We start from the raw sequence: 18,855 nt of genomic DNA, 5'->3' as shown, positions 1-18,855 counted from the left end.
CCGGACCGGCCGTGGCCTCAGCCCGCAAATTGCGCATCCAGCAGCTTGCGTACCGGGGCTGGCAGGCCCATGTCGGCCCAGGCTCCGGCATCGGCCCAGCAGCCCTGGCCGTCCGGCGTGGCGGCATCGAGGCCGCCGCCCTGCACGCGCACGCGCACCGGATGCAGGTGCAGATCGCGGTGGGTGAGCACATGCAGGAAGGCAGGCAGATCGGTCCAGTCCAGGGGCGCCGTTCCCGGCCAATGCTGTGCCGCCGCCTGCTCCAGCGCCTCGCGCCCGTTGAACACGGGCGGCGCATAAAGCCCTGCCCATATGCCCTGCTGAGGACGGCGCTCCAGCCAGACGCGGCCTTGCGCGTCCACGGCGATCAGCAGCCACCAGGCCTCGGAACTGCGCTTGAGCTTGCGCGTTCGCACGGGATAGTTTTCGGGATTGCCAAAGCGCGCCGCGCGGCACTGCGGCTGCAGCGGACAGACCAGGCAACTGGGCTTGCGCGGCGTGCAGATGGTGGCACCCAGGTCCATCAGGCCCTGGGTATAGCGGGGCATGGCCTGCTGCAGGTCCTCGGTGGGGCACAGCTGCTCGGCCAGGTCCCACAGTTCGCGCTCGTTCCTGGCAACAGCCAGATCGGCATCGAAAGCCAGCACGCGCGTGAGCACGCGCCGCACGTTGGCATCGAGGATGGGCACACGCTCGGAAAAGCAAAAGGAGGCGATGGCGCCCGCCGTGGACCGGCCTATGCCGGGCAGCGTGGCCAGATCCTCGGCCCTGCCGGGAAAGGCACCACCCCAGTCCTCGACCACGGCCTGGGCACAGCGGTGCAGGTTGCGCGCGCGGCTGTAGTAGCCCAGGCCGCTCCACAGCGCCAGCACCGCGTCCTGCGGTGCGGCCGCCAGGCTGGCGACATCGGGGAAGGCATCGAGAAAGCGCTGGTAGTAGCCCAGCACGGTACTCACCTGGGTCTGCTGCAGCATGATTTCGGAGAGCCAGACGCGGTAGGGATCGCGCGTCTGCTGCCAGGGCAGGTGATTGCGTCCATGCGACGCCTGCCACTGCACGACGGGCGTGGCAATCGAGGGAAAGGTCAAGATATCAAGCAGTCAGTGAGGTTTCCTGTGCAGCCTTTGCCAGGCCGGGGAAGGCAGGCGTGGGCGACAGGGGTTGCAGCAGTTCCATGGTGGCCTGCCCCAGCTGCAGCTGCAAGGCCGTGAGCTGTTCGTCGGCGGTCTCGATCTCGGCGATGCGTTCCACCAGGCCCGAGGCCGCATTCTGTATGCGGTCCACCGCTTCGATGCGGCGGGCAAAGCTGCGCTTGCGCTCCTTCAATTGGGCATCGAGCTGGGCTGTGGCGGATTTGCTCCACATGTCCACGTCGTTGGCCGCAGACTCGAACACCGTGCGCAACCGCATCGCCAGCGCCTTGATCAGGCGCTGCGCAAACGCAGGATTGCTGCGCCTGAGCGCGTGGCCCAGGCCCAGGTACTGGGTATAGCTGGCCTCGATGCGCTGCAGGTCGCCGCCGAACTCGGCCAGTTCCAGCTGGGCCGGAGCCTGCAGCGAGAAGCCGAACTCGGCATTGAGTTCCTTGAAGGTCGCGCCCAGCATGGACTGGATCTCTCCGGCCTGCGCCTGGGCCCGGGTCGCCACGGTGCGCAGGCGCTCGAAGGTTTCGGCATAGACCTTGCGGGCGCCCAGCTTCAGGCCGCGCTGCTCCAGCGCATCCTTGAGATCAACCAGCTCCTGCTTGAGCGCGCTGGAGCCCAGCTGGCGGAAGATGTCGCGCAGCATGCGCATGTGCACCAGCCGCACGGCCTGGATCCTGGCAGCGCTGGCATCGAAATCCTGCTGCTCGCTCTCGATGCGGTGGCGCATGGAGGCGATGACGCTGGCATTCTTGCCGCGCAGGCTGCGCAGCTCGGCCATCTGGTCGTCCAGGTCGCGGCGGCGGATGTTGAGCACGCGCTCCACCTCGACCTGCAACTGCTGCACATTGGCCCTGACGGCCGTCTGCAGCACCTTCTGGCGCTGGCCCATGATGCCCTCGGCCAGCATGTTCTCGAAAACGGGCAGTCCGCTGGCCTGCAGCAGCGCATCGTTGCTGGAGACCTTGGCCACCAGACCCTTTTGCGCCGACACGGGAAGCACCCGCTCCATGGGCAGGCCCAGCATCTGTGCCGACTCCTGGCGCTGGCGCTGCAGTTGGGCCTGCACCTGCGACGCGGAACTCAGGCTGTCCCAGAGCGTGTCTATCTTGTTGAGCACCACGAGGCGGGAGTCGGCCAGTGCATGCTGGCCCGAAGCCACATCGGGCGGCAGCACATGGTCGCGCCAGATGGCCAGATCGGACTTGGTCACGCCGGTATCGGCCGCCAGAACGAAGACCACGGCATGGGCCTGGGGGATCAGGTTGACGGTCAGCTCGGGCTCGGCGCCCACGGCATTCAGGCCGGGCGTATCCAGAATCACCAGCCCCTGCTTGAGCAGGGGATGGGGCATGTTGATCAGCGCATGGCGCCACATGGGCACCTCCACCAGGCCCTGCTCATCCACGAAGGGATTGCCGCCCTGGTCCTCGTCATGCCAGAAACCCCAGGTCCGCGCCAGTTCCACGGAAACCTTGCGCACTTCGGCCACCTTGGCCAGCGTGTCGGCGATCTGCTGGGCATTGTTCACGTCGAGCGGCAGTTGCAGCCAGGCCTCGGGACGGGCGCGCCACTGGCCCAGGCTTTCCAGCGATTCGCGCGTATCGATGGGCAACAGGCGCAGGCTGGGCTGCAGCTCTGCTTCCCAACCCAGCTCGGCGGGGCACATGGTCGTGCGCCCTGCGCTGGCAGGCATGAGGCGGCGGCCATAGTGGGCGAAGAAGACCGCATTGATCAGCTCGGACTTGCCACGCGAGAACTCGGCCACGAAGGCCACCATGACCTTGTCGCCACGCACCTGGGCTTCCAGCCGCTGCAGCCGCTCCTGCACCGCGACATCCAGCAGCTCCTGGGACTGCAGCCATTCGCGCAGCGCATGCAATTGCTGCGCAAAGCCGCGGCGCCATGCGCCGTGCTGGTCGAATTGCTCGTTGAATGATGGTCCCACGTGTTTCCCCCGCCATTGCATCGCCAATGTCTGCCGATGCCTAGTGATCGCCTCGACATTGCGCCGCAAGCGTGATGCCTGTTCTCTTCAAAATATAGCACCGTCGCCCCGTTTTGCCTGCTGCGGCGCCCCAAGGCCGGCCCCTGGAGCGGGGGGATTAAGGACAAAATATCGTTTATTTACAAATGAAACAATATTTCACCATCAATCTGCAGCGGTTGGTGCATGAAATTTACAGAAACAGGCGTTTTCTGCAAATGCTTCGCGGGGCCTGCCGCAATGTAGCCGCAACATGCGTTACGAGACGTTGAGAATTCGCTCCATTTTTTGAAGCAATCATCCCGCCTTCTGGCACCGCGCGCAGAAGTAGGTGCTGCGCTGCCCCTGGCGCAGCATTTGCACGGGCGAGCCGCAATGCGTACAGGGCAGGCCTTCGCGGCCATAGACCTTGGCCTGCAGCTGGAAGTGGCCGGCCATGCCGTCGGGCGCGGAGAAATCGCGCAGCGTCGTGCCGCCCTGCTCCACCGCCACGGCCAGCACGCGTCGGATCTCCTCGAACAACCGGCGCACCTTGCGCGGCCCGACCTCGCAGGCCGGCTGCGTGGGCGCGATGCGCGCCATGAACAGCACCTCGGACGCATAGATATTGCCCACGCCCACGACCACGCTGCCGTTCAGCAGCAATTGCTTGATGGGCGTGCGGCTGGCCTTCAGGCCGGCCCGGAAGGTCTCGAACGAGAAGCTGTCATCCAGCGGCTCCATCCCCAGATGGTCCAGCAGCCTGCGCGCCCAGGGATCGCTCTCGGCCGCCACATACATCACCGCACCAAAGCGCCGCGGATCGTGCAGCCGCAGCAGGCCCTTGCTGGTCTGCAGGTCGAAATGGTCATGCGTCCCTGCTGGCCCCAGCGGTTCTTCATGAGGGGCCACGAAACGCAGACTGCCCGACATGCCCAGGTGCAGCATCAGCAGGCCCTCGCTCAGCTCCATCAGCAGATACTTGCCGCGCCGGCGCACGCCGTGCACATCGCGCCCGGCCAGCAGCTCGGGGGCAATGCCCAACGGCCAGCGCAAAGGCTTGCCCAAGGCCACGGATTCAATGCGCGCTCCGGCGATCTGCGCGGCAAAAGCGCGCCGCGTGACTTCTACTTCTGGCAATTCAGGCATGCGATCCGGGTTGTGCTTTAGTTGTGCGAAATGTGGTCTGGGCTTCGATTATTATGGTTCGATGGATCATCGCCTTCGCCTTCAGGGACTTGCCGTGGCAGCAGCCCTGGCCATGGGTTCCGCCACTGCCTGGGCACTCCCGGGCAAGACCGCAGCCACCATCGAGACGGAATCCCCCGAACCTCCCTCGTCCGCCGCCGCCTCTGCGGAGGACGATCGCGCCGCCCTCAACGCCGAGCTGTTCTACGAGATCCTGGTCGGCGAGATCGCCGCCAGCGAAGGTGCGCTGGGCGACGCCCAGGCCATGATGATGGAGGCCGCTCGCACCAGCGGCAGCGAGCAGCTGTACCGGCGTGGCACCGAGCTGGCGCTGCAGTCGCGCTCCGGCGAGCGCGCACTGGCCAATGCCCGCGCCTGGCTGGACGCCTTTCCCCAGTCCCGCGACGCCAACCGCTTCGTGCTCCAGATCCTGGTGGCACTGAACCGCATCGCCGATACCGGCAGCTATCTCAAGCGGGAGATCGAGGCCACGCCCGCGCCCTCCAAGCCCGCCACCTACCTGGGCATCACCCAGCTCTACAACAACGCCAGCGACAAGGCCCTGGCGGCCGATGTGGTCGAGCAGGCCATGGCTGGCGAGACCGACAACCCCGCCAGCGGCCCCCTGGCCTGGGCAACCATCGGCCACATGCGCCTGGGCGCCGGGCAGAAGGCTGCCGCCATGCAGGCCGTGCAAAAGGCACAGGCGCTGACACCCGATACCGGCCCCGTGGCCCTGCTGTCCATGGAGCTGCTGGAAGCCGGCATGCCTGAGGCGGAGCCCATCGTCAAACGCTACCTGGCCAAGAACCCTTCAGCCCAGATGCGCATGGCCTATGCCCGCGTTCTGCTGGGCCAGCAGCGCATGGACGAGGCCCGCCAGCAGCTGGTCTCCATCACCGTGGATTCCCCCGACTACGCCGAAGCCTGGGCCACCCTGGCCGCGCTGCAGCTGCAGTCCAACGACGTGGATGCAGCCCAGGCGTCCACCGAGCGCTTCGGCAAGCTCGTGCCGCAGATTCCCGCCGGTGTGGCGCGCAGTGCGGCCCAGTCCCAGTACTACCTGCTGCAGTCCCAGATTGCAGAAAAGCAGGGCAAGTTCGCCGAGGCCGACGCCCTGCTGCGCCGCATCGACGACGCGCCCAACCTGCTGAGCGTGCAGGCGCGCCGTGCCGCCCTGCTCGCGCGCCAGGGCAAGCTCAAGGAAGCCCGCGCCCTCATCGAGGCCGTGCCCGCCAGCGGCCCCAGCCAGCAGCGACTCAAGCGCCTGGCCGAAGTGCAGCTGCTGCGCGATGCCAATCAGAATGCCCAGGCCTACGCGCTGCAGGCCGAGTTGCAAAAGCAGGACCCTGAAGACGCCGAGCTCGCCTATGACACCGCCCTGCTGGCGGAGCGCATTGGCAAGCATGACGAAATGGAGCGGCTGCTGCGCGGCATCATCGCGCGCCAGCCCGATTTCCAGCACGCCTACAACGCGCTGGGCTACTCCTTCGCCGAACGCGGCATCCATCTGGATGAAGCCGAAAAGCTCGTCGGCAAGGCGCTGGAAATGTCGCCTGGCGACCCCTTCATCACCGACAGCCTTGCCTGGGTGAAATTCCGCCGGGGCGACCTGGACGAAGCCCTCAGGCTGCTCGAAAGCGCCTACGCATCACGCCCCGACGTGGAGATCGCCGCACACCTGGGCGAAGTGCTCTGGGCCAAGGGTGATCGCGAACGCGCGCAGAAGATCTGGCGCCAGGGCCTGGCCACCAGTCCCGACAACACGACCCTGCGCGAAACCCTGCGCCGCCTGGGCGTCTCGCTTTGAGCTACCGCGCCGTGCCCGGGTTGCCGCATCCCGCCCTTGCACGCCGGCAGCTGTGCGCCACGGCGGCCGCCGCCGCACTGCTGGCCCTGGCCGGCTGCGCCCTGCCACCCCGCCAGCTGCAGGCCGACGCAACCGCCCCCACCGCTGCAGGCCACTGGGCGGGCCGGCTGGCGCTGCAGGTGGAAGATGCGCAAAACCAATCCTTCAGCGCAGGCTTCGAGCTGCTGGGCACCCCCCAGCGCGGCGAGCTGCTGCTGTTCACGCCCCTGGGCTCGACACTGGCGCGCCTGCTCTGGGAGCCGGGTCAGGCAAGCCTGCAGCAAGGCGAGGAGCGCAAGACCTCGGACTCGCTGCCCGCACTGGTGCAGGAGCTGACCGGCAGCGATCTGCCCATTGCCGCCCTGTTCGACTGGCTGCAGGGCCGGGCCACCGCAGCCGCAGGCTGGCAGGTCGACCTCTCCCGCATGGAGCAGGGCCGCCTGTCCGCCCGGCGCAATGACCCACAGCCGCCGGCCGTGCTGCGCATCGTGCTCGACACGCCCTGATTTCCGCCGGGCGCGCCTGCTCCATCCCCACCTGCCGCCCCTGCCTCTTTTTCCTCATCCTCTCCAGCCCATGCGCTCGCTCCACGACGTGCCGGCTCCGGCCAAGCTCAACCTGTTCCTCCACATCACCGGCCGCCGCGCCGATGGCTATCACCTGCTGCAATCGGTCTTCATGCTGCTGGACTGGCATGACACGCTGCATTTCGACAGGCGTGGCGACGGCCAGATCAGCCGCGAGGACCTGTCGGGCATGGCACTTCCTGCCGACGATCTCATCGTGCGGGCCGCACGGGCCCTGCAGCAGGCGACCGGCTGCAGCGCGGGCGTGCACATCGGCGTGGAAAAGCGCCTGCCGGCGCAGGCGGGGATGGGCGGGGGTTCGTCGGATGCGGCATCGACCCTTATCGCACTGAACCGCCTTTGGCAGTTGAACCTGACGCGGCGCGAGCTGCAGCGCATTGCACTGGACCTGGGCGCCGATGTGCCCTTCTTTCTGTGCGGCAACTCCGCCTGGGTGGAAGGCATAGGCGAGCACATCACGCCGCTGGAACAGGCCAATGCCCTGCCGCCCCAGCGGTTCGTGGTGGTCAAGCCCGAGGCGGGGCTGGAGACCCTGTCCATCTTCCGCGACGCAACCCTCAAGCGCGATCATGCCCATGCTACAATCGAAGACTTTGCTGCAGATCACTATGGCTTTGGCCAAAACGACTTGCAGCCTGTCGCCGAAAGGCTGCAGCCTGAAGTGAAAAAAGCCATCGATTGGCTAAACTCACTAAAACTGCATGCTAGAATGACGGGCTCAGGAAGTGCAGTATTTGCACCACTGACGCAAACGATTGACTTAAAGGATGCCCCTGGCGCCTGGAATGTCAGAGTTTGCAGCAATCTGCAGGCCCATCCCCTCAAGGATTGGCTGAAAGATGAAAGTTTATAGGCTGTCTGCCTGCGGCAGAAGGCCTGTGTAGGGGAGTCGCCAAGTTGGTAAAGGCACCGGATTTTGATTCCGGCATGCGAGGGTTCGAGTCCTTCCTCCCCTGCCAAACGTCTTTCGCGTCAAGGCAAACCCATCGTACTGGGGCGCTCAATGCATTCACATCATCCTGACATCATGGTCTTCACCGGCAATGCCAATCCTGGCATGGCCACTGAAATCGTTCAGCACCTCGGCACCACGCTGGGCGCAGCCGACGTGGGTCGCTTCTCCGATGGAGAAGTCGCCGTCGAGATCAAGCAGAACGTGCGTACGCGCGACGTCTTCGTCGTGCAATCCACCTGCGCACCGACCAACGACAACCTGATGGAACTGCTGGTCATGGTGGACGCGCTCAAGCGTGCATCGGCCGAGCGCATCTGCGCGGTGATTCCCTACTTCGGCTACGCCCGCCAGGACCGCCGCCCGCGCTCCACCCGCGTGCCGATCACGGCCAAGGTCGTGGCCAACATGCTGCAGGCCGTGGGCGTCGAGCGCGTCCTGACCATGGACCTGCACGCAGACCAGATCCAGGGCTTCTTCGACATCCCCGTGGACAACATCTATGCCACGCCGGTGCTGCTGGGCGATCTGCGCCAGAAGAACTACGAAGACCTGATCGTCGTCTCCCCTGACGTCGGCGGCGTGGTCCGCGCACGTGCGCTGGCCAAGCAGCTCGGCTGCGACCTGGCCATCATCGACAAGCGCCGCCCCAAGGCGAATGTCTCCGAAGTCATGCATGTCATCGGCGATATCGACGGCCGCAACTGCGTGATCATGGATGACATGATCGACACCGCCGGCACGCTGGTGAAGGCGGCCGAAGTGCTCAAGCAGCGCGGCGCCAAGAGTGTCTATGCCTACTGCACGCACCCGATCTTCTCGGGTCCGGCCATCGAGCGCATCGGCAATGGCAACGCCCTGGACGAGGTCGTGGTGACCAACACCATCCCCCTGAGCGCCGAGGCACAGGCCTGCGGCAAGATCCGCCAACTGTCCGTGGCACCCCTGATTGCCCAGACGATCCAGCGGATTTCCACCGGTGATTCGGTGCTGAGCCTGTTCTCTGAATAAAATATCGGCCCCTGTGGTCGGAACCCAGCAAACCTCCTTCGGGAGGTTTGCGCGTTCCGGAGTGGTTTCAGGACCACCCCGGGACACCGCAAGAGCAGCCTGGTCCGCATCGGACAGGCGTTCTTTTATCAACGGATGAGGCTGGTCGCGGTCCATCCATCTAGGAGTTAGTTATGCAATTCGTCGCTTTTGAGCGCGCCAAGCAAGGTACGGGTGCGAGCCGCCGTCTGCGCAATTCGGGCAAGGCCCCTGGCATCGTCTACGGCGGTGCTGCCGAAGCCCAACTGATCGAAATCGATCACAACGCCCTGTGGCACGCCCTGAAGAAGGAAGTGTTCCACTCCAGCATCCTGGACATGGAAGTCAACGGCCAGACCTCCAAGGTCGTGCTGCGCGACGTGCAATTCCACCCCTACAAGCAGCTCATCCTGCACGTGGACTTCCAGCGCGTTGACGACAAGACCAAGGTTCACCTGAAGGTGCCTCTGCACTTCGAAGGCATGGAACAGTCCCAGGCCGTCAAGGTCGAGAACTGCACGATCACTCCCCTGGTCCATGAACTGGACGTGGTGTGCATGCCCGCCCAACTGCCCGAGTTCATCACCGTGGACCTGAGCGGCCTGACTTCCAAGTCCACCCTGGGCCTGCAAGGCGTCAAGCTGCCCAACGGCGTGAAGGCCGTGGTGCGCGGTTCCAACAAGAACCCCGCCCTGATCTCCATCAAGCTGCCCGAAGTGGCTCCTGATGCATCGGCAGCTCCCGTGGCAGCCCCTGCCGCTCCGGCCAAGAAGGGCAAGAAGTAATTCTTGGCTTTCCCTTGCGGTGGCCCCGGCTGCCGCAAACCTGCAAAAGGCCCACCTCGCGTGGGCCTTTTGCATGGGGGAGCACCCTCACCCGCCTGCTGCGGCCGCCATGGAGATAATCGCCCGATGATCAAATTGTTTGTCGGCCTGGGCAACCCCGGGCCGGAGTATGAGGACACCCGCCACAACGCGGGCTTTTGGTGGATTGATGCGCTGGCGCGCGAACTCAAGGTCCATCTGGTGCCCGAACGCAGCTACTTCGGCCTCATGGCCCGTGCCAGCGTGCGCGGCGAGAACGTCTGGCTGCTGCAGCCGCAGACCTTCATGAACCTGTCGGGCAAGTCGGTGGGCGCGCTGACGCGCTTCTTCAAGATCCAGCCCGAGGAAGTCCTGGTGGTCCATGACGAACTGGACTTCGAGCCCGGCCAGGTCAAGCTCAAGCGCGGCGGCAGCCACGGTGGCCACAACGGCCTGCGCGATATCCATGCCCAGCTGGGCTCGGCCGACTACTGGCGGCTGCGCATCGGCATAGGCCATCCGGGCCACAAGGCCGAAGTCGCCAACTGGGTGCTCAAGAAGCCCGCACCCGACCAGCGCCAGCTGATCGAGGACAGCATCGCCCACTCCCTCAAGGCCTGGCCCGAACTGCAGGCCGGCAACATGGACAAGGCAACCCTGCTGATCCACACCACCAAGCCGCCGCGCCCCAAGCCCGCACGCCCGGCCACGGCCGAGAGCGACAAGGGCTGAACGTTCAGGAAGAAGCGGGAGCCTGGGACTGCAGACGCAGGTACTTCTGCATCAGCGTCTCGCGGTCTTCCACATGGGCGGGATTCACGGGAATGCAGGCCACCGGGCAGATCTGCACGCACTGGGGCTCATCGAAATGGCCCACGCACTCCGTGCACTTGCTGTGCTCGATCTCGTAGTACTCCTCGCCCATGGAGATCGCATCGTTCGGGCACTCGGGCTCGCAGACATCGCAGTTGATGCATTCGTCGGTGATCATCAAAGCCATGGCAGGTCCCTCGCAAGTGCCAGCCACGCTCCGGGCCAGGCGGGCCCATGCGCCCCGAAGGGGCCTTGCAGCAAGGTGGCATCAGTCATGCCGCCATTATCCTGTCCGCCACATAAGCATGGAGCCTGCACGGGCAAGCCCGGCGCCCTGAAATCGATGGCCGCGTCCCCGTCCATCGGGGCCCTGCCGCTTCAAAGGCCGCTATGCTGCGCGCATGGGCCGTGCGCAGTACCATTCGGGCCCTTCCAAGAACAACCCACCCACTCCGCCGACGTGACCGCCACCCACCCTGCCGAGGCCGATTGCCCATGAGCATCTTTCTGCTCAAGCGCCTGCTGATGCTGGCAGCCACGCTGCTGGGCGCATCGGCCGTGGTTTTCGGCGTGCTGGAAGTGCTGCCCGGCAATGCCGCCCAGACGCTGATGGGCCCCGATGCCGCGCCCGAGGCGGTGCAGGCGCTGGCCGTGCAACTGGGGCTGGACCAGCCGGCCTGGCAGCGCTACCTGCAGTGGCTGCAGGGGCTGCTGCACGGCGACATGGGACTGAGCTACGCCTACAGCACGCCGGTCAGCGAGCTGGTGCTGGAGCGGCTGGCCGTCACCGTGCCGCTGGCCGTGATGGCCATGCTCATCACGACCGTGCTGGCACTGGCCGCCGGCATCTATGCCGCATCGCGCCACAACCGCTGGGGCGACCTGGGCGTCATGGGCCTGGCACAGGTCGGCATCGCCATCCCCAATTTCTGGTTTGCCATCCTGCTGATCCTGGTGTTCTCGGTGAAGCTGCAATGGTTTTCCGCCGGCGGCTTTCCCGGCTGGAGCGAGGCCGACGGCGGCGGCCCGCTGCAGGCACTGCAGGCGCTGTTGCTGCCGGCCATCTCGCTGGCCGTGGTGCAGGCGGCCATCCTGGCGCGCATCACGCGCTCGGCCGTGCTGGAGGTGCTGCGCGAGGACTTCGTGCGCACGGCCCGCGCCAAAGGCCTGTCGCGCCGTGCCGTGCTCTGGGGCCATGTGCTGCGCAACGCCATGATTCCCGTGCTCACGGTCATGGGCCTGCAGTTCGCCCAGCTGCTGGCAGGCACCATCGTGGTGGAAAACGTGTTCTACCTGCCGGGCCTGGGCCGGCTGATCTTCCAGTCCATCGCCAACCGCGACCTGATCGTGGTGCGCAACTGCGTGCTGCTGCTGGCGGCCATGGTGGTGGTCATCAACTTCATCGTGGACGTGCTGTACGCGGCCATTGATCCGCGCATCGAAGCCAGCGACGTATGAGCCAGCCGCACAGCCCTCCTTCGCCCCCGCCCTCCGCCTCGCCAGCGGGCCACCGGCCCACGCGGGCCGTCACCCTGGGCGCGCCCGCCGGAGCGGGCCGGCGCATGCTGGGCCACCGCAGCTTCCTGCTGGGAGCGGTGCTGACCGCGCTGCTGCTGCTCACGGCCCTGCTGTCTTTCTGGTGGACGCCGGGCTCTGCCTACGACATGGACATGGACGCCAAGCTGGCTGCACCGGGCGCCCTGCACTGGCTGGGCACCGACGCCTATGGGCGGGACGTGGCCTCGCTGCTGTTCCTGGGCGCGCGCAGCTCCATCCTGGTCGGCGTCATTGCCGTGGGCATCGGGCTGTCGATGGGCGTGGCGCTGGGCCTGGTCGCGGCAGCCTGCAGAGGCTGGGTGGAAGAGGCCATCATGCGGCTGGCCGATTTCAGCTTTGCCTTTCCCGCGCTGCTGTCGGCCATCATGCTCACGGCCGTGTTCGGCGCGGGCATCGTCAACGCCATCATTGCCATCGGCATCTTCAACATTCCCACCTTCGCGCGCATCACGCGGGCATCGGCCAAGGCCGTGTGGGCACGCGAATACGTGCTCGCCGCACGCGCCTGCGGCCATGGCCGCGCCAGCATCACTTGGCGCCATGTGCTGCCCAACATCCTGCCGGTGCTGGTGGTGCAGGCCACCATCCAGTTCGCGCTGGCCATTCTGGCCGAGGCCGCCCTGTCCTATCTGGGCCTGGGCACGCAGCCGCCCCAGGCCTCCTGGGGCCGCATGCTCAGCGAGGCGCAGACCCTCATGTTCCAGGCACCGCTGCTGGCCGTGTGGCCGGGCCTGGCCATTGCGCTGTCGGTGCTCGGGCTCAACCTGCTGGGCGACGGGCTGCGCGATCTGCTCGACCCGCGCCTGTCGCGCCAGCGCTGAGGAAGGCACGCGCCCATGCCCCTGCTCGAAGTCTCCGGCCTCACCATCACCTTGCAGACCCCGCGCGGCCGCGCGCGCGCCGTGCAGAACCTGGAGTTCATCCTGGAGCGCGGCGCCACGCTGGGCCTGATCGGCGAGTCGGGCTGCGGCAAGTCGCTGACCGCCCTGGCGCTGATGGGCCTGCTGCCCGAACATGCGCAGGTGGACGGCAGCATCCAGCTCAACGGCAAGGAGCTGCTGGACATGGACGAGAACGCGCTTTGCCGCCTGCGTGGCAACCGCATGGCCATGGTGTTCCAGGAGCCTATGACGGCATTGAACCCCGTGCACGGCATCGGCCGCCAGGTGGCCGAGCCGCTGCGCCATCACCTGCGCCTGGGCCGCCAGGCCGCGCGCGCGCATGCGGTGGCGCTGCTGGAGCGCGTGGGCATTGCCCGTGCGGCCCAGCGCTATGACGACTATCCGCACCAGTTCTCGGGCGGCCAGCGCCAGCGCATCACCATCGCCATGGCCCTGGCCTGCGGGCCCGACCTGCTGATTGCCGACGAACCCACGACGGCGCTGGACGTGACCGTTCAGCAGCAAATCCTGGACCTGCTGCAGGAACTGGTGGCCGAGCATTCCATGGCCCTGCTGCTGATCTCGCACGACCTGGGCGTGATCGCGCAGAACGTGGAGCAGTTGCTGGTCATGTACGGCGGCAGCGTGGTCGAAAGCGGCATGACCGAGGCCATCTTCGCGCGCCGCGCCCATCCCTATACGCGCGGCCTGTTCGCGGCCAGGCCCCAGCTGGACCTGTCCGCCCCAGGCAGCCTGCCGCCGGCCCGGCTGCCCACCATTGCCGGCACCGTGCCCGAGCTGGTGGACCTGCCGGCCGGCTGCGCCTTCGCGGGCCGCTGCAGCTTCACCGAGCCGGCCTGCCACAGCGAGCGCCCGCGCCCCGTGGTACTGGAGCGCCCGCAGCGGCCCACGCCCGCATCCCTGCAGGCTTGGGCACAGCCGCATGTGGTGCGCTGCCTGCGCCCCGAGGCCATTGCACAGGGCCTGCCTGCACAGGAATGCGCATGACAGGCCCCCCCCTCCAGACGCCACCGGTCCAGACGCCACCGGCCGCCGATGCACCCCTGCTGCAAGTGACAGGCCTGGCCCGCAGCTACCAGCTGCCGCGCCGGTCGCTGTGGCGCGCGCCGGAGCAGGTGCATGCGCTGCGCGGCGTGGATTTCACGCTGCCGGCGGGGCGCAGCCTGGGCGTGGTGGGCGAGTCGGGCTCAGGCAAGTCCACGCTGGCACGCCTGGTCATGGCGCTGGACACGCCCAGCGCCGGCAGCGTGCGGCTGCTGGGCCAGGATCTGCACAAGTTGGACCGCCAGGCACTGCGGACGGCACGCCGCGACTTCCAGATGGTGTTCCAGGACCCCTACGGCTCGCTGGACCCGCGCATGACGGTGGAGCACATCGTCTGCGAGCCCCTGACCGCCCAGCCTGCGTCGCCCGAACGCAGCGCCCGGCGCGACCTGGCCCGCGCCACGCTGGAACAGGTCGGCCTGCGTGCGCAGGATCTGGACAAGTACCCGCATGAGTTCTCGGGCGGCCAGCGCCAGCGCATCGCAATTGCGCGGGCATTGATCACACGGCCCCGCCTAATCGTGGCCGATGAGCCCGTGAGTGCGCTGGACGTCTCGGTGCAGGCCCAGGTGCTGAACCTGCTGCACGATCTGCAGCAGCAGCTGGGCCTGTCCTATCTGTTCATCAGCCACGACCTGGCCGTGGTCCAGCACCTGTGCGACGACGCCATCGTGCTGAGCGAGGGCCGCATCGTCGAGCGCGGAGCGCCGCAGCAGCTGTTCCACGCCCCGCAGCACCCGTATACGCAGGCCCTGGTCCGGGCCGTGCCGCGCATCGCCCTGCAGCACCGGGCCTGAAAGCTGACGGCCGCCCGCGCGGACCAGGCCCCCAGGGCCACGCACCCGTGCGCCGTGGTGTAAAAACACTGCTGCAGGCCGCAGACAGCGGCCCGAGAACCATCTGCAAGAATTTCCGGAGACCTGTTCATGTTCAACCGCCGTTCCCTGCTGGCCAGCTCCGCTGCTGCCGGCCTGCCCCTGCTGATGCCCTGGCCTGCGCTGGCCCAGAGCCGCAAGGACAGCATCACGCTGGCGATGACGCTGGAGCCCCCGGGGCTGGACCCCACGGCCGGGGCCGCATCGTCCATCGGCGAGATCGTGCTCTACAACCTGTTCGAGACGCTGACCAAGATCAACCCGGACGGCAGCGTCTCGCCGCTGCTGGCCGAGAGCTGGGAGGTCTCGCCCGACCTCAAGACCTACACCTTCCGCCTGCGCAAGGGCGTGAGTTTTCAGAACGGCGAGCCCTGCAACGCCCACAGCGTGAAGTACTCCTTCGACCGGGCGGGCGACGACAAGAGCACCAACAAGGACAAGCGGACCTTCGCCTCCCTGTCCACGCGCGTGGTGGACGACCACACCGTGGTCGTGATCAACAAGGACATCGATCCCGACTTCCTCTTCGTGCTCGGCCAGGCGACTTCCATCATCGTCGAGCCCAAGAGCGCGGCCACCAACGCCACGCGCCCCGTGGGCACGGGCCCCTACCAGTTGGGCAACTGGAGCAAGGGCGCCTCGGTCACGCTCACGGCCTGGCCGCAGCACCGCATGGCCTCCGGCCTGCGCATTCGCCGCGCCAGCTTTCGCTTCATCTCGGACCCTGCGGCCCAGGTCGCTGCGCTGCTGGCTGGCGATGTCGATGCCTTCCCACGCGTGACGCCGCGCAGCGTGGCCCAGTTCAAGGCCAACGGGCGCTTCCAGGTCGTGGTCAGCGGCTCGCGCGCCAAGACCATCCTGGCCATGAACAACGCACGCAAGCCCCTGGGCGACGCGCGCGTGCGCCGCGCCATCGCCGCGGCCATCGACCGCAAGGCCGTGATCGACGGCGCGGGCGACGGCTACGGCCTGCCCATCGGCAGCTACTACGTGCCCACGGCCTTTGGCTATGTGGACACCACGGGCATCAACCCCTTCGACGTGGAAAAGGCCAAGGCGCTGCTGGCCGAGGCCGGCGTCAAGACTCCGCTGGAGCTGACCATGACCCTGCCACCCACGCCCTACGCGCGCCAGGGCGGCGAGGTGATTGCCGCGCAGCTGGCCAAGATCGGCATCCGCGCCAAGCTGCAGAACGTCGAATGGGCGCAGTGGCTGTCGGGCACCTACACCCTCAAGAACTACGACCTGACGCTGATCTCCCATGTCGAGCCCTTCGACCTGGGCAACTTCGCCAAGCCCGACTACTACTGGGGCTACGAGTCCGCCCAGTTCAACGAGCTGTACGACAAGATCAAGAACGCCTCGCGCCCCGCCGACCGCTCGCGCCTGCTGGGCGATGCCCAGCGCCTGCTGGCCCAGGATTGCGTGCACGCCTTCCTCTACACGCCGCAATGGGTCACCGTGGCCAACAAGAACCTGCGCGGACTGTGGAAGGACATGCCCATCTTCGTCAACGATCTCTCGGCACTGTCCTGGGCCACCTGAGCCGCGCACCGGCTGAGCCACAGGCGACAGGTGCGCCGGTGGCCCCGGGCCACACTGCGGCAGATCTGCCGCTGGAACCGCCATCCTCAAGGAAGCCGCGATGACTGGAACGACACAGGCTCTGCACGACCTACCCGCCCATGCGCTGCTGCGCGCCTACCGGGAGCGCAGCCTCTCGCCCGTCGAGGTCATGCAAGACCTGCTGGCCCATGTGCAGCGCTGGGAGCCGGCCCTGGGCGCCACCTACCTGCTGCGCCCCGAGGCCGCACTGGCCCAGGCACGCGCCAGCGAGGCCCGCTGGCTGCGCGGCGAGCCGGCAGGCCTGCTCGACGGCGTTCCCGCCACGGTCAAGGACAACATCGCCACGCGCGGCGACCCCACGCCCGTGGGCACGGCCGCCATGCCGCAGGTCGCGGCCCCGCTGGATGCCCCGCCCGCTGCGCGCCTGCGCGAGGCGGGCGCCATCCTCTTCGCCAAGACCACCATGCCCGACTACGGCATGCTGTCCTCGGGCTTGTCCTCGCTGCACGGCAACACCTTCAACCCCTGGGATCTGGACAAGACGCCGGGCGGCTCCAGCGCAGGCGCGGGCGCCGCTGCGGCGGCCGGCTACGGGCCGCTGCATGTGGGCACGGACATTGGCGGCTCCATCCGCCTGCCCGCAAGCTGGTGTGGCATCTTCGGCCTCAAGCCCAGCCTGGGCCGCGTGCCCATCGACCCGCCCTATACCGGCCGCTGCGCCGGCCCCATGACGCGCAGCGTGGCCGATGCCGCGCTGATGATGCAGGCGCTGTCGCTGCCCGATGCGCGCGACAGCATGGGCCTGCCGCACCAGGACATTGCCTGGAGCGGCTTCGACATGGACCCCGCCCAGGTGCGCGGCCTGCGCATAGGCCTGCTGCTGGATGCCGGCTGCGGCCTGCCCCTGCAGCCCCGCGTGCGTGCCGTGGTGGAGCAGGCTGCGGCCTGGCTGGAATCGGCCGGCGCCCATATCGAGATCATCCAGCCCTGGCTCACCCGCGACATGCTCGACGGCCTCGACCATTTCTGGCGCATGCGCTCGCATGTGGAAATGCAGTCGCTGCCGGACGCCCAGCGCCGCGTGGTCCTGCCCTTCATCCGCGACTGGGCCGACAGTGCCGGGTCCATCACCGCCACCCAGCTGTTCGTGGCCAGCCAGCAATCGCACCTGCTGCGCGTGGCCACGGTGCGTGCCACGGCGGCCTTCGACTATGTGCTGTCGCCCGTGGCGCCCATCACGGCTTTCCCGGCCCACCTGCCCAGCCCCACCAACGACCCGCTGCGACCGCTGGAGCACATTGCCTTCACCGTGCCCTACAACATGTCCGAGCAGCCCGCCGCGTCCGTGCCCTGCGGGCATGACGGGCAGTTGCCCATCGGCGTGCAGATCGCGGGCCGCCGCTTTGACGACCTGGGCGTGCTGCGGCTCAGCCGCGTGCTGGAGCAGTTGCGGCCGCCGCAGCCTGCCTGGCCACAGCCCCTGCCGCCGGGCCAGAGCACTGGCGACAGCGAAGACGGCGCACAGGCACGGGCAGCGTCGGCTACTCCAGCCTGATTCCCGCATCCTTGACGATGCGCGCCCAGCGCGGCAAGTCGCGCGCCATGGCCGCTGACAGCTCCTCGGGCGTGCCGCCCACCGGACGCAACCCCATGGCCGCCAGGCGCCCGCTGAGTTCGGGCGAGGCCACGATGCGCCTCACCTCGGCCGAGAGCTTGTCCACGATGGGCCGGGGCGTTCCCGCCGCCACGAAGGTGGCGAACCAGCCATTGGCCTCGAAGCCCGCCAGCCCCAGCTCGGCAAAGGTGGGCACATCGGGCAGCGCCGGATGGCGCTGCATGCCGGTGATGGCCAGGATGCGGATCTTGTCGGACTTCAGGTGCGCATTGGCCGAAGACACGTCGATGAAAGCCGACGACAGCTGCCCGCCCAGCACATCGTTGACCAGCGGTGCCGCGCCCTTGTAGGGAATCAGCGCCAGATCCAGCCCGGCCCTGGCACGCAGCAGTTCGCCATGCATGTGCGAGGAGGTGCCGTTGCCGTAGTTGCCGTTGCTGTACTTGCCCGGATGGGCCTTGACCAGGGCGATGAACTCCTGCAGCGTCGTGGCCGGCACGTCGCGCGGCACCACGAACAGGTCCGAGGACAGGGCCACCTGCGATACGGGGGCAAAGTCCCTGAGCACGTCATAAGGCATCTTTGCGTACAGCGCCGGCGACTGGATCATGGCCGTGATCCCCAGCAGCAGCGTATAACCATCGGGCGCCGACTTAGCCACCACGTCGCCGCCGATGATGCCGCTGGAGCCCGGCCGGTTCTCCACCACCACGGGCTGGCCCCAGGCCTGGCTCAGTTGCTGGGCAATGATGCGGCCGATGATGTCCGTGCCGCCGCCTGCCGGGTAGGGAATCACCATGCGCAGCGGCTTGGACGGATAGGCACCGCCTGCCGGCTGTGCAAAGGCGATCGGCGATGCCGTTCCCAGGGCGGCACCCAGTGAGGCGCTGGCGGCGCATGCCAGCGCCGCCCGCAGGCAGCCGCGTCGGCTCGATTCCATGGCTTGTCTCCTTGTCCTTCGGTGCTC

17 protein-coding genes and 1 tRNA gene are annotated in these 18,855 nt (G+C 67.4%); 13 read left to right on the top strand and 5 right to left on the bottom strand.

Annotation, left to right across the window (positions count from 1 at the left end; genetic code table 11):
- Positions 1-17: 17 nt before the first annotated feature.
- The 3 genes from mutY to mutM form a co-directional block, all read right to left on the bottom strand.
- Positions 18-1,088 (bottom strand): A/G-specific adenine glycosylase, encoded by a 1,071-nt coding sequence (gene mutY / locus INR38_RS02470; protein ID WP_207442133.1) that lies wholly within the window; start codon positions 1,086-1,088, stop codon positions 18-20.
- 4 nt (positions 1,089-1,092) lie between these two features.
- Positions 1,093-3,090, bottom strand: coding sequence for a dynamin family protein (locus tag INR38_RS02465; protein WP_013800863.1), 1,998 nt, complete (start codon positions 3,088-3,090; stop codon positions 1,093-1,095).
- 336 nt (positions 3,091-3,426) lie between these two features.
- Positions 3,427-4,257: a bifunctional DNA-formamidopyrimidine glycosylase/DNA-(apurinic or apyrimidinic site) lyase gene (gene mutM, locus INR38_RS02460; RefSeq protein WP_207442135.1), complete on the bottom strand. Its 831-nt coding sequence runs from the start codon at positions 4,255-4,257 to the stop codon at positions 3,427-3,429.
- A 61-nt stretch (positions 4,258-4,318) separates the two neighbouring features.
- Between mutM and INR38_RS02455 the strand changes: the two genes are divergently transcribed.
- From INR38_RS02455 to pth, 7 genes are all read left to right on the top strand, one after another.
- On the top strand, positions 4,319-6,106 hold the full coding sequence (locus INR38_RS02455) for a tetratricopeptide repeat protein (protein WP_170962004.1): 1,788 nt from the start codon (positions 4,319-4,321) through the stop codon (positions 6,104-6,106).
- The gene (locus tag INR38_RS02450; RefSeq protein ID WP_242698932.1) at positions 6,103-6,651 is read left to right on the top strand and encodes an outer membrane lipoprotein LolB; all 549 of its coding nucleotides are present in this window, start codon (positions 6,103-6,105) and stop codon (positions 6,649-6,651) included. The genes INR38_RS02455 and INR38_RS02450 overlap by 4 nt, the downstream gene beginning before the upstream one ends.
- Before the next feature lie 70 nt (positions 6,652-6,721).
- On the top strand, positions 6,722-7,585 hold the full coding sequence (gene ispE / locus INR38_RS02445; RefSeq protein ID WP_096913894.1) for a 4-(cytidine 5'-diphospho)-2-C-methyl-D-erythritol kinase: 864 nt from the start codon (positions 6,722-6,724) through the stop codon (positions 7,583-7,585).
- A gap of 29 nt (positions 7,586-7,614) precedes the next feature.
- Positions 7,615-7,691: transfer RNA gene (locus tag INR38_RS02440), tRNA-Gln, on the top strand.
- A gap of 44 nt (positions 7,692-7,735) precedes the next feature.
- Positions 7,736-8,695, top strand: coding sequence for a ribose-phosphate pyrophosphokinase (locus tag INR38_RS02435; RefSeq protein ID WP_012207231.1), 960 nt, complete (start codon positions 7,736-7,738; stop codon positions 8,693-8,695).
- Positions 8,696-8,868: 173 nt separating this feature from the next.
- Entirely contained in the window at positions 8,869-9,498 is a 630-nt protein-coding gene (locus tag INR38_RS02430; RefSeq protein ID WP_013800859.1) for a 50S ribosomal protein L25/general stress protein Ctc, read from the top strand.
- 126 nt (positions 9,499-9,624) lie between these two features.
- Positions 9,625-10,248, top strand: a complete 624-nt coding sequence (gene pth / locus INR38_RS02425) for an aminoacyl-tRNA hydrolase (RefSeq protein ID WP_207442137.1) — start codon at positions 9,625-9,627, stop codon at positions 10,246-10,248.
- Positions 10,249-10,252: 4 nt separating this feature from the next.
- Here the strand turns inward: pth and INR38_RS02420 are convergent, their stop codons facing one another.
- A complete protein-coding gene (locus INR38_RS02420; RefSeq protein ID WP_012207234.1) occupies positions 10,253-10,516 on the bottom strand; it encodes a YfhL family 4Fe-4S dicluster ferredoxin in 264 nt (87 codons plus the stop codon).
- 308 nt (positions 10,517-10,824) lie between these two features.
- On the opposite strand from INR38_RS02420, the gene INR38_RS02415 reads away from it, so the two are divergent.
- The 6 genes from INR38_RS02415 to INR38_RS02390 all read left to right on the top strand — a co-directional run bounded on the left by INR38_RS02415 (position 10,825) and on the right by INR38_RS02390 (position 17,828).
- Entirely contained in the window at positions 10,825-11,787 is a 963-nt protein-coding gene (locus INR38_RS02415; protein ID WP_099752818.1) for an ABC transporter permease, read from the top strand.
- Positions 11,784-12,707, top strand: a complete 924-nt coding sequence (locus tag INR38_RS02410) for an ABC transporter permease (protein ID WP_207442139.1) — start codon at positions 11,784-11,786, stop codon at positions 12,705-12,707. The genes INR38_RS02415 and INR38_RS02410 overlap by 4 nt, the downstream gene beginning before the upstream one ends.
- A 15-nt stretch (positions 12,708-12,722) precedes the next feature.
- On the top strand, positions 12,723-13,775 hold the full coding sequence (locus INR38_RS02405; protein ID WP_063328213.1) for an ABC transporter ATP-binding protein: 1,053 nt from the start codon (positions 12,723-12,725) through the stop codon (positions 13,773-13,775).
- Positions 13,772-14,629 (top strand): ATP-binding cassette domain-containing protein, encoded by an 858-nt coding sequence (locus tag INR38_RS02400; RefSeq protein ID WP_123691058.1) that lies wholly within the window; start codon positions 13,772-13,774, stop codon positions 14,627-14,629. The genes INR38_RS02405 and INR38_RS02400 overlap by 4 nt, the downstream gene beginning before the upstream one ends.
- A gap of 129 nt (positions 14,630-14,758) precedes the next feature.
- Positions 14,759-16,252 carry an ABC transporter substrate-binding protein gene (locus INR38_RS02395; RefSeq protein WP_013800854.1) on the top strand — a complete coding sequence of 498 codons (1,494 nt, stop codon included), beginning with the start codon at positions 14,759-14,761 and terminating at the stop codon, positions 16,250-16,252.
- Between the two features lie 100 nt (positions 16,253-16,352).
- On the top strand, positions 16,353-17,828 hold the full coding sequence (locus tag INR38_RS02390; protein WP_207442141.1) for an amidase: 1,476 nt from the start codon (positions 16,353-16,355) through the stop codon (positions 17,826-17,828).
- On the opposite strand, the gene INR38_RS02385 is transcribed toward INR38_RS02390, so the two are convergent.
- Positions 17,815-18,828: a tripartite tricarboxylate transporter substrate binding protein gene (locus tag INR38_RS02385; protein ID WP_207442143.1), complete on the bottom strand. Its 1,014-nt coding sequence runs from the start codon at positions 18,826-18,828 to the stop codon at positions 17,815-17,817. The genes INR38_RS02390 and INR38_RS02385 overlap by 14 nt on opposite strands.
- Positions 18,829-18,855 lie beyond the last annotated feature (27 nt).

Origin of the sequence: Delftia sp. SD018, from assembly GCF_017355445.1 — a bacterium.
GTDB classification, from domain to species: domain Bacteria; phylum Pseudomonadota; class Gammaproteobacteria; order Burkholderiales; family Burkholderiaceae_C; genus Comamonas; species Comamonas acidovorans.
This window is presented reverse-complemented; position numbering and strand designations above follow the sequence as displayed.